Origin of the sequence: Halomicronema sp. CCY15110, from assembly GCF_016888165.1 — a bacterium.
GTDB lineage: Bacteria > Cyanobacteriota > Cyanobacteriia > Phormidesmidales > Phormidesmidaceae > Halomicronema.
The window spans coordinates 1-9,485 of record NZ_JACSWC010000077.1 but is presented as its reverse complement, the minus strand read 5'-3'; the positions used below and the strand labels follow the sequence as shown (position 1 = coordinate 9,485).

At 48.8% G+C, this 9,485-nt stretch carries 9 protein-coding genes; 3 read left to right on the top strand and 6 right to left on the bottom strand.

Features of this window, described 5'->3' with window-relative positions; translation table 11 throughout:
- Positions 1 to 131: 131 nt before the first annotated feature.
- From JUK32_RS00915 to cas12k, 4 genes are all read right to left on the bottom strand, one after another.
- Complete coding sequence (locus JUK32_RS00915) at positions 132 to 1,568, bottom strand: hypothetical protein (RefSeq protein WP_204136984.1); 1,437 nt, start codon at positions 1,566 to 1,568, stop codon at positions 132 to 134.
- Positions 1,565 to 1,729, bottom strand: coding sequence for a hypothetical protein (locus JUK32_RS00910; protein WP_204136983.1), 165 nt, complete (start codon positions 1,727 to 1,729; stop codon positions 1,565 to 1,567). The genes JUK32_RS00915 and JUK32_RS00910 overlap by 4 nt, the downstream gene beginning before the upstream one ends.
- 15 nt (positions 1,730 to 1,744) lie before the next feature.
- A complete protein-coding gene (locus JUK32_RS00905; protein WP_204136982.1) occupies positions 1,745 to 2,050 on the bottom strand; it encodes a hypothetical protein in 306 nt (101 codons plus the stop codon).
- Between the two features lie 1,269 nt (positions 2,051 to 3,319).
- Positions 3,320 to 5,440, bottom strand: coding sequence for a type V CRISPR-associated protein Cas12k (cas12k, locus tag JUK32_RS00900; RefSeq protein ID WP_239112182.1), 2,121 nt, complete (start codon positions 5,438 to 5,440; stop codon positions 3,320 to 3,322).
- 186 nt (positions 5,441 to 5,626) lie between these two features.
- Here cas12k and JUK32_RS00895 point away from each other — a divergent pair, with 186 nt between their 5' ends.
- The 3 genes from JUK32_RS00895 to JUK32_RS00885 are packed head-to-tail and all read left to right on the top strand — an operon-like array spanning position 5,627 to position 7,284.
- A complete protein-coding gene (locus tag JUK32_RS00895) occupies positions 5,627 to 5,875 on the top strand; it encodes a hypothetical protein (protein ID WP_239112180.1) in 249 nt (82 codons plus the stop codon).
- A 48-nt stretch (positions 5,876 to 5,923) separates the two neighbouring features.
- Positions 5,924 to 6,481, top strand: a complete 558-nt coding sequence (locus JUK32_RS00890; RefSeq protein ID WP_204136979.1) for a hypothetical protein — start codon at positions 5,924 to 5,926, stop codon at positions 6,479 to 6,481.
- A 35-nt stretch (positions 6,482 to 6,516) separates the two neighbouring features.
- The gene (locus JUK32_RS00885) at positions 6,517 to 7,284 is read left to right on the top strand and encodes a transposase (protein WP_204136978.1); all 768 of its coding nucleotides are present in this window, start codon (positions 6,517 to 6,519) and stop codon (positions 7,282 to 7,284) included.
- A gap of 103 nt (positions 7,285 to 7,387) precedes the next feature.
- Here the strand turns inward: JUK32_RS00885 and JUK32_RS00880 are convergent, their stop codons facing one another.
- Both JUK32_RS00880 and JUK32_RS00875 read right to left on the bottom strand, forming a co-directional pair.
- Complete coding sequence (locus JUK32_RS00880; protein WP_204136977.1) at positions 7,388 to 9,061, bottom strand: GUN4 domain-containing protein; 1,674 nt, start codon at positions 9,059 to 9,061, stop codon at positions 7,388 to 7,390.
- Complete coding sequence (locus tag JUK32_RS00875) at positions 9,061 to 9,372, bottom strand: hypothetical protein (protein ID WP_204136976.1); 312 nt, start codon at positions 9,370 to 9,372, stop codon at positions 9,061 to 9,063. Before JUK32_RS00875 ends, JUK32_RS00880 begins: the two co-directional genes overlap by 1 nt.
- Positions 9,373 to 9,485: the final 113 nt, after the last annotated feature.

Sequence of the window (9,485 nt, the reverse complement as noted above, 5' to 3'; positions counted from 1 at the left end):
GCTACAGTCAGCATATCTAGCTAAACTGCGCTGCCACACCTTAGTAGGACGGGGTGTGTAACCCCTTGATTTTGCGTCAGATTTTACGGTCAGAGGCGTTTCACATGCTCACAGAGGGGGAAGAAAGACCCTCAAGCGCACGCCAGATCAGGAGTTACACACTCTGCTCCACTTGGGTGTAAGCAATCCTGGTGTTGTTGATCGGTTGCAGTTTCGGCGTCAGGAACGTTTCTCTCATGTTGTGGATGCCACAGATGAAGATATTTCCTGAGGGTTTGAGCACTACACTGGGCTTCCTGGCAAATCAAAACTTGGCGAGCTTTGACCCCATTCGGCATACCATCAGGACTGGCATGGATACGGGCGATCGCTTGTTGAATGCGCGACAATGCCGCCTGGGCCTTATCGTCGTTGTCTGGTCCTTTGGGCTCATCAACTGGTTTGGCTTTGCGCTGCCGCTGACTGTAGGGATAATAACGATTATGCTTGCGGTTGGTTGCAACCCACTCGCGCACCCGCCGCTGATAATCATTCTGATGACCACAGAACTCCTTAAAGCCAGGCAAGGTGGGTACTTGTTGAATCGCCCAATCTCCTACCTCATCCCATTCCATCTCTAGAAAAATGCGGGCATACTGCAAGAGTTTCTGAATAATGAAGTTGGTTTGCCCTGGACGGGTCCACCCGGTTGCCATGATGCCTTCTAAGTCTGCTTTCCACTGAGTCGGGCTATTTTCTGTTAATGCGTCATGTGACTTCGACCAATCCCAAGTGGGCTTAGCCTGAGCGATCTTTTTATTAAGCAGTTCCATATCCTGGACTGCCGAGACTTTATTCCAGGTATCAATGAAGCGATCCAAATCCCGATGTAAGGGTTCAAAATTCTGGCCCAGAACATAAGAACCTATTTGCAGTGGCAATCGGTGCGCCTGATAATTTGAACCTTTTCTCTTTACGTTAGGGAAGATTTCTAGCTGCCCGTTTTGAACAGTAAACCTTTCTTGTGTAAGTTGCTCACGAATAGCCAAGGCTAATCTGAAGCAAGAAACGGAATCTGGCAAAGGATAATAAACATGCAACCCTCCCGATGAACTGGAGCAAATTAGTATGTAGTCAAACAACCCAATCTGCTGAAGTGCGTTGAGGATGCCTGCATAGTGATGGTGATTGTTTGCTGGATGATATGCACTACCAATGTCAATATCCAGCATCAGGTACTGTGTCGTTCCCGCTTCACCATAACGATTGCTTTGAAACCTCACCCCAATAACTTGCTCTGGATCAGCCCAGCGTCTGTATAGAGATGCGGCGCTGAGCGGATGATTTCTTTTGTAAGTTTGCCAACTTAGTTTTCCAAGTTTGGCGGGGGCAAAGATAAAGTCCCAGCCATGAAACTTCGCAAAAAAGTCCAGGATTTTTCGAGTTGGCTTACCATTGGTAGAAGTAGATTTTTTCCGAACAGCCTTACTTGACTGTGCAGACAACCGAGAATTTACTCTTGTGGCTTTAGAGTTTCTTTCTTTTCGGGTATCTGCCTGGGGGTAAGGCTTTTTCTTAGCCTTACTCATTGAGTTTTGTTAGTTGATTGTGCTGAAAGTTCTGCGTCTTGGCTAATCGCCTTAGCTGCTGAGAATCGCTCAGTTGGTGAATCGATAAATTCACCAACTGAGGGGACTACCGTCAAATTACTCTCCAGCAGATAAGGCGATGCGCTAATCGAAATAGCCATCGCCTCATCTCCTGTTTAATTTTGACTGGACTGAGAAGAGCGACCTGGACGCCGTTTTTGATTGGACAGCAGCGATCGCTGGTACTGCTCAATCGCTTTCTGGTGCGCTTGCGGGTCATTCCGGTTCGCTAACCAGTCAGCTAGCAACGGCAAGTTGTACCGGATTGTGCGCCGATTCAACTTAACCCAGTGGATGTCTTCAATTAGGATTTTGTCCTTAAGCCGATATTTTTTTAGGGTTTCAGGACTTAAGCCGATCAGCTCTGCGGCTTGGTGTTTGGTTCCAAACTGAGAGGCTTCAAGAGAAGAATTGATATTCATCGCATGTGACTCCGCCTCTGAGGAGACGGGAAACGAGATATGGAGACATCCCTGGCTGCGACAGCGCAACCTCAAGTAGGGCATCCTCTCGTCCGTGGCAAAAGAGCCACAGTGCGAATTTAGGCATTCCACATAAGTGGACAGTTCAAAATTATCTCACGTTACCCAATACGAGCCGAAACTATACAGTTCTTTACGGTCAGTCTTCTTGGTCGATGCCTCAATTTCTCAAGTCGGTTAGGCTCATATGTTCTGACGACTGATTTTTGGTATCCAAGGGGCTTCAACAAATGGAAGCCCCGCGATGAGATCTCATAGTTGACTATCGAAAGATCTTAACTAAGCGCATGGCTTTTTGGGTGTAAATTGGGTGTAGGAACGGATGAATGCGGCTGAAAGTACTGAATTATCGATATTCTTGTCAGCTTCCCAAGCTGAATGTCGTGAGTTCGAGTCTCATCACCCGCTTTTGTCCATTAAAGGATTATTTTTCCAGATTTAAAGGATTAATTTCCAAAATCGACGGAAGAATGAGGCTTACAGGCGATGCATACCAAAAAAACAGCTTTTTGATAGCAACTCATTTGATTTTTGCCAGATTTAAAGAACTAATTTCCAATTTTGGGAAGCTGACGTTCCTTTCACCTCATCAAAGTCTGATGGCTACACAAAGCTTACTTACTTGCAGTCTGGTCTGAGGTCTCTTATCCCATCAGCATTGAAATGCAGGGATGAAACTCCACAGTCAATACAGATCCCTGTATTGTTGTCTTTCTTTCATCCCATCAGCATTGAAATGCAGGGATGAAACCCCGCAACCTGTAAACCTTGCGCAGCCAGCCCTCTAAACAGAAATTTGGCAAACCTCTAGGAAGGTGTTCCTAGAAAGCCCTTAGAAAAATCTCATGAGATTAAAGATTCTCCGAGATCCCTGCCATACAGTGGTTTTCAGGAATGGCAAACCTCCCAGGGAAACTATCCATGCTTAGGTTTGCCAGAAAGTGATGGGTCCCCTTGCTCGGGGCTTTTTGGTAGCTGCCACGACACGTACGCCTGTATCTCTATAATTAATGGTGAGACCGTCAACTACAGAAACATTGCCCCTTGGATGCTGGCGCGACCCAACATCTTGAATGCAGCAAGCTGCACAAGAGAGCAGACAACTACAGCAGGCTGGAAAGCAAATAAACTCACCCTGCACTTATCGACAGTCCTTAAAGAACTGACGCGCAAAAGAATATTAATCTTTTCAAGGTTCAAATGTCTACGCTACGTGATTGCGCTCGTGATGACGGCTAGGGCCTTCTCTTGCTCGTTGCCGTGTTTGGGCTGCCGTCCTTTACAAACCACAATTCCTCGTTGTTTGGCAGCTTCAGTAATGTACTGTTCCAGTCGTCCAAAACTCCAACGGTGAAACTCGCGGCGATATTGTTTCGCATATTGAGCTTGCAATTTTGCATGGTGGGGATACTTCTTTCCGGCTCTTGCCTGAATATCACTCTCTACGCTTTCACGGATATTTCGCAGCTCTGGAAGTGAGATCGCTGCGGCTTGTCGGCGGACTGCCAATTCAGTCACTCTGGCTGCAATCAGGCGATCCAGGTAATCACCCAACCGCGATTCTGCATCATGCTGATGGTAGTCACCTTGCTTTTGCTCAGCTGGTCGCTGGCAGAGATTGTAATGCCGCTGTCGTCGCCATCGGCGTAAAAGCTGTTGCTGTTCATGGTGAAGTTGAACAATACTCTGGTTGTTACGGGGAGATGTGATGCCTCGTATTTTCAGCAGTGAGTCAGTAGACCAATATTCCGACGCTTGGTTGCTCTCTTTGTTAAACACGATGACGGTAACGGGTTCATGACGGCTTAGGCTAATGCCCACAAAAATATTGGGGTTTGGCTGGTAGATTTGGCATTCAGGCCGTTCAGCAGGTCGATTCTTTTCCAATCGGCTAATGCTGGTTTGCTTGGCTTTGAAGCGTGATGCCTGATTCTCCGTCATAGTGATGGACGGGTCAGCGGCTTGTCGCTCTTGAGTCTTCTTAACTAATTTTTTGGCTGCATCCAATTTCTGCAAACGGACTTGTTCCGTCCCTTGTTGAGTAAGGAGGCGAATGTCAAAAGTACAGTGCAGATAGAGTCGGTGCGTCTCCCAAGGATAATTAATGAGGCAGAGTTCGCCTTTCTCCAGAGACTCTCTAAGATGAGAGTCCTTGCGGAGCATTGCTTTCTGACGATTTCGGCAGCCAGCAGAGGCCTCGGGATCAACTTTCCAGATTAAGCAGGCAGAGCGTAACGCGAACAATCCCTCTCCGAACTTTTCGTCTTTGGGGAGTTGCTGATTACTGATGTAATCAGTCGCAAATTGACGGAATGTCTTCAACTGCCGTCGATCGCATTGAATCTTACACTTGTGCTCGTCAAGCCCCTTAAAACGAACCTGCAGCCGTTCATTAGGACGCTTTGATTTGCGTGACCTTTTCTTGGCAGATCCGGTTGCAGCAGAAGTCGTGTCATTCAGAATATCCCAATAGAGATCACTGGCACTTCCAAACAAAATTGGATATGGCAGCGTATTCAGCTCAGAAATCTGTTTTTGGATACGCCATTCGTCAAACTCTTCGGGATCCCAATGTTCAGGGGAACAGTCTGGCAGAGCAACGGCTATTTCCAACTTTTCCACAAACCGCTCATGGTTCGGATCACGCCCCTTAGGCAAACGACTTTGTAGTTGCTCGGTCAGACGTGCAATTTCAATTCGTTTTCTGTCAATGACGTGTTGAATAGTGTCAGGAGTATCTTCTTCCTCACCGACCTTCATATCATGGCGTAGAAGATGGCAAATTGCCCGATGTTCCAGCTCCTGAGTCGTTTCGTCGTAGCGGTCGAGCAGGTACTTTAATAGTGATTTCGGCTTCTTATGCCGTTTTGATTTCTTGCCTTTTTTAGTTACTTCGGATGGCGGAGATTCTAAATCTTGTTCAGCCTGTTCTAGAATTTTCCGGGCCTTAGCTTGTACCGTCTCAAAGCTCAAGTCGCTAGACAATATCGATTTGAGATCCGCTTCAATCGCTGCTAACCATCGACGCTTTCCCTCTAGTTGCCACTGGCGTCTCTTTTGTAGTGCTAACCAGGACTTGTAGACATAGCAAACGATTAATTCTGCAGAGGTCAAAAAACGTTTGGGTAACTGCGCATAATTGGGCTTGGCCTTGAGTGGTTTCAACACAATACGAACGGCTTCGCGGTCAATGGTTCCCCTGCGTTGCCACTGCGGAAATTCGGGACGGTTAGGGACAGCTTCCAGGAGCTCGTTGACCAACAGCGTATAGCTGACCATCGTTTCCCAGAAGTAGCGCCGTGTCTCGGGGCTAGCGCACAGACAGCACATGATGGTTTTCATATATGCGGGAAGATTAGGTTGACTCATTTCCCGAGTTTCGATCTGAAATAACTAGGATTCACTCTACCTCAAGGATTGCCACTATGGCAAGTACATTTGCTTCTATATTGTGCTCTGAATACTTCTCGGTAAGACTAATAGGCATTGTTGTGCTGGTTACAGGCAAACCACCGGATGGAGTTAGAAGCCTTTCTCAATAGTTGGAATGTTACGCGGGAAGAACTGGCGTTCATTTGTGATTGTTCGTTGACGACTGTAAACCACTGGTTTTCTCAAGGAGAACATCGCCGGGTACCTGGCGAGGGGCATAAGCAACGACTGGCGATCGCTCATCACATTTGGGTGACTGTGGCGACTGAGCCCAACTATCTCTTAACCCTGAGAAATATGTACCATCCTGATCGACGCAAAAGTGATTTGTAGATATTGCCAATTGGCAATGATTTGTGACCTACATAGCACAACTCTGATATGCACGACAGGTTGATAGGGCAATATTTGACGCTGGAGGAGTTTTGCACCTGCACGCAGACTTACCAAAAGTATGCCGATCAGATTGATCCCTATCCGAAGAACTGGGAGGAAACGATTCTGGCTTTAGGGGCGTTGTGTGAGCACATCGTCGATCCGGTAATCGACGAATTTGGGCAAGAGCGTTTTCAGCTTACCTATGGGTTTTGCTCAGCAGATTTGAAGCGGTGGCTGGCGAAGAAAGATCCGGTGACGGGAGTGAAGCATGGTGTCGCCAGTCCTGACCGAGATCAGCACATGGCCCATGAGGTGAATCGGAAAGGGAATTACTACTGCTCGCGGTTGGGGGCGGCGGGTGATTTCAGGATTGTCGATTTGTCGAGTGACGAGTTGGTAGATTGGATTGTGGCGCGGGAGTTGCCGTTTGACTCGCTGTATTTTTATGGGGCAGAGCGACCCATCCACGTTAGCTATGGGCCGCAGCAGAAGCGGGATCTTTGGGCGTTTACCGCGAGAGGCACACCGACTCGTTATGCGATTGGGCCTCAAGGTGGTTAATGGCAGGATGCTGATGCCAATCAAGGAGCAGGGCTATGTCGCGTTTGCCTCGTCAGCTCCAGTTGGGTTATTGCTACCACATCACAACTCGGTGCAACAACCGAGAGTTTCGGCTCATGCGGTTGGCGTGTCGGCAGTTGTTGTTGGCCGCCATCAAACGCTGTCAGGATAAGTTTGGCTTCAAGTTGTATGCTCTGTGCATTATGAGCAACCATGTGCATTATCTTCTAGAGCCGCCAGCCCCAGAAGATTTGCCCAAAATTATGCATTGGCTCAACTGGTACACGGCGATGTGCTTCAATCGCCTGTTGCACCGCACGGGGCACTTTTGGGAAAAGCGGTATCACAGCACGGGGTTTCCTAACACGGACAAGCGCCGGGCGCTGAATACGCTGCGCTACATCCATGCCAACCCCAAAGCTGCTGGCATGCAGCAGGGGTTTTTCTACGACTACAGCAACTACGGTAGTTATGAGCGCTTGACTGAAGATGGGCTGACCCAATGGCATCCGGCGTTTTTGGCGTTGGGCCTCACGTTGGACATTTGTGCGGCGGCTTATCGGCAGTTTTGCCAAAAGTACAAGCCGAAACCGAAGTCGGAAAAGCGTAACCATTGGGGCAGTAAAAAACTGGCCGCCTTGCGGCAAAAAATGAAGGCCAAGAAGGTCAGCCCTGGGCAAAAAAGCCTCTGGGACGATTGGCAAGTACCGATTGATGAGGTGGTGGAAGTCGCCAAAAAGTTTGTGCTGGCGAATTGTTTTAATCCTGACATTGCCGGCCTGCAATTTACGGATACGACTTAATGGTTGGTGCCAGGTAACGGTTGGCTGAAACCCTCGTTTTGGCGTTGAAAAACAACCGGAAATAAAACTTACGGATCGAGCTGAAGCCCTGATATGCTACAGTTCACAAGTCTGGATGCGAGAGAAGAGACCCCCACCCCCCAAAACCACCACAAAAAACCAACCCCCACACACAACTCCCCTCACCCCACTCACCCCACCCGAGGGGGAGGTGTCCCGCCGGGGCTGAGGTATTAAAAGTCACCTGGTCGTAAGAGATGTAACTCTCATTTACGCGCCAGCCGTTGCGATCGCTCATTTTGTCATAGGCCGCGATCGCGGCATCTCTATCTTCGCCAAAATCAAGCTTACCACCCACCTCAACCCAGATCTGCTTTTGCACACTAAAGCCAAACTTGCCGCCGCTAAAGTGAACCCACAGCCGATCAATCGTCAGCAGATCCTTGCAAGGAAAATTACGCGCCTCATCCAGGGTTAGATAGCGGCGTTCTTCAGCATCTTTTCCCGCCGCCTTCAGCATCACCTCAACCGTTTCCTGATCGGCTTCTTTCCACTTGCCCGCCCGCAGCAATTCTCTTAAGTGGGCATAGTCCACACCTTGTTCAGATTCCAGTGAGAGCTCATCTGAGATGTCAGCCGATGCAGTCTTGACAGAAGCCGCCTTAAAAGAATTGGAAGCAGTCACAGATTTAATAGTTTGTGCTACCAGGTCAATCTGATAGGTATTGAGCACGGGCGCGATGTCTTCATCACGCAGTTTCAAAATCCGCTGAAAATATCGCAAGTCATTGATGCTACCAATGCTCATCTGCGGGTCATACTCCAGCGTGTCTTTTACAGCCGCTTCAAACTCGTTGAGCTTTGCCCAAAACGCTTGATAAGGCTGCAACACTTCATCAATGATGTGCTTTGCCTCTGGTGCAGGCAACCTCAGTTCTTGCGCTCGAAATTTAAAGGCTCGCCGATCAATGGGCGAAAACTGACCGCGTTTCAGTTTGGCCCGTTCATCAACCTCTTTGCGAAAGGCTAGCTTTGGATCACCCTGGGGCGCACGGGCAATAAAAATCTTGTAGCCTTCCTTTACCGCGTAGATTTCGGGCTGCATCGTCGGCGCTTGCTCTTGCACTTTTTCGCGGGCGTACTCGTGCAGTTCATCCACGGTAATTTGTCCATTACCGTCTTTATCCGCAGCCCCGGTTTCTAACCCCTGCACCAGATAAGTCGTGTAAAGACTCGCGCCCTCCCGTTCATAGGAAACCTGGGTTGCCGTCGAGGAGGTCAACACTGCGCGACCTTCGCCCCCCAGCTGGGCTTTGACATTCACGGCTTCATCATCTTTGGCCTTCATGTCACGGGCAAAGGCCCCGCTAAAGCAGCAGTCTAAAATCAGCACTTGCCGCTTTGAGCGGCTCTGGCCCATATAGCCCTGCAACGCCCCAGAACTGACGGCTGTGCTGGTAAGAATTCGTCCTTGAAGGCTTTTTTGCGTATTGCTGGCGGCAAAGTACAGCACACCACTATCATCCCGCACCCCATGACCAGAGAAATAAAGCAGAATCAGATCATCCCGATCACGATTGTCAGTAAACAGCGTTTCGATCGCCACTTCCATCGCGGTGCGATTCGGATTGGGTAAAACTTCGACCCGATCGAATGCGCCCACATCAGGACTTTTCAGCACCCGCTGCATCGCTTGCAGGTCTTCCTGAGTGCCTGGCAAACTCGTCAGGGCTTCGCCATAGTCACTAATGCCAATCAGCAGCGCAATTTTTGCCATCAACCGTCGTTGGTCTCATTCTTTACTACTCTAACCGTGAGGTGAGAAATTTTCTCCAGTGCGGCTAATTGTTGCTCTAGCTGCTCTTCGGTGCGATATCTCAGCTTCACATCGCCATACTCAATTTCCAATTCGGCTCCAGCAATGCGGTGTTTGAGCCACTTGAGTAACGTGACTATGTTTGCCACATTGACTTCGGCTTTTAAAATACCGAGGTCAAACCCCCCTTGTGCAGCTTTGCTGCCTTCCGGAATATCTGTACCCCTGGCTAGTTGCGCATCTTCGACTAAACCGTCTTTTAGATCGGCCACCAAATTTTGTGAGTAGGTTTCCAGTTCTTCTGGGTCAAGCCTTAGTGGTGCAGAAAAGTCCTGAGAGTATTGATGTAGCTAGATTCTCAGATTGAGAAGGGGAGCCATCTGTG

Bases quoted from the DNA above. Each gene is read 5' to 3' on its own strand.
- JUK32_RS00915 (WP_204136984.1), bottom strand. From the start codon at position 1,568: ATGAGTAAGGCTAAGAAAAAGCCTTACCCCCAGGCAGATACCCGAAAA.
- JUK32_RS00910 (WP_204136983.1), bottom strand. From the start codon at position 1,729: ATGGCTATTTCGATTAGCGCATCGCCTTATCTGCTGGAGAGTAATTTG.
- JUK32_RS00905 (WP_204136982.1), bottom strand. From the start codon at position 2,050: ATGAATATCAATTCTTCTCTTGAAGCCTCTCAGTTTGGAACCAAACAC.
- cas12k (WP_239112182.1), bottom strand. From the start codon at position 5,440: ATGTGCTGTCTGTGCGCTAGCCCCGAGACACGGCGCTACTTCTGGGAA.
- JUK32_RS00895 (WP_239112180.1), top strand. From the start codon at position 5,627: ATGGAGTTAGAAGCCTTTCTCAATAGTTGGAATGTTACGCGGGAAGAA.
- JUK32_RS00890 (WP_204136979.1), top strand. From the start codon at position 5,924: ATGCACGACAGGTTGATAGGGCAATATTTGACGCTGGAGGAGTTTTGC.
- JUK32_RS00885 (WP_204136978.1), top strand. From the start codon at position 6,517: ATGTCGCGTTTGCCTCGTCAGCTCCAGTTGGGTTATTGCTACCACATC.
- JUK32_RS00880 (WP_204136977.1), bottom strand. From the start codon at position 9,061: ATGGCAAAAATTGCGCTGCTGATTGGCATTAGTGACTATGGCGAAGCC.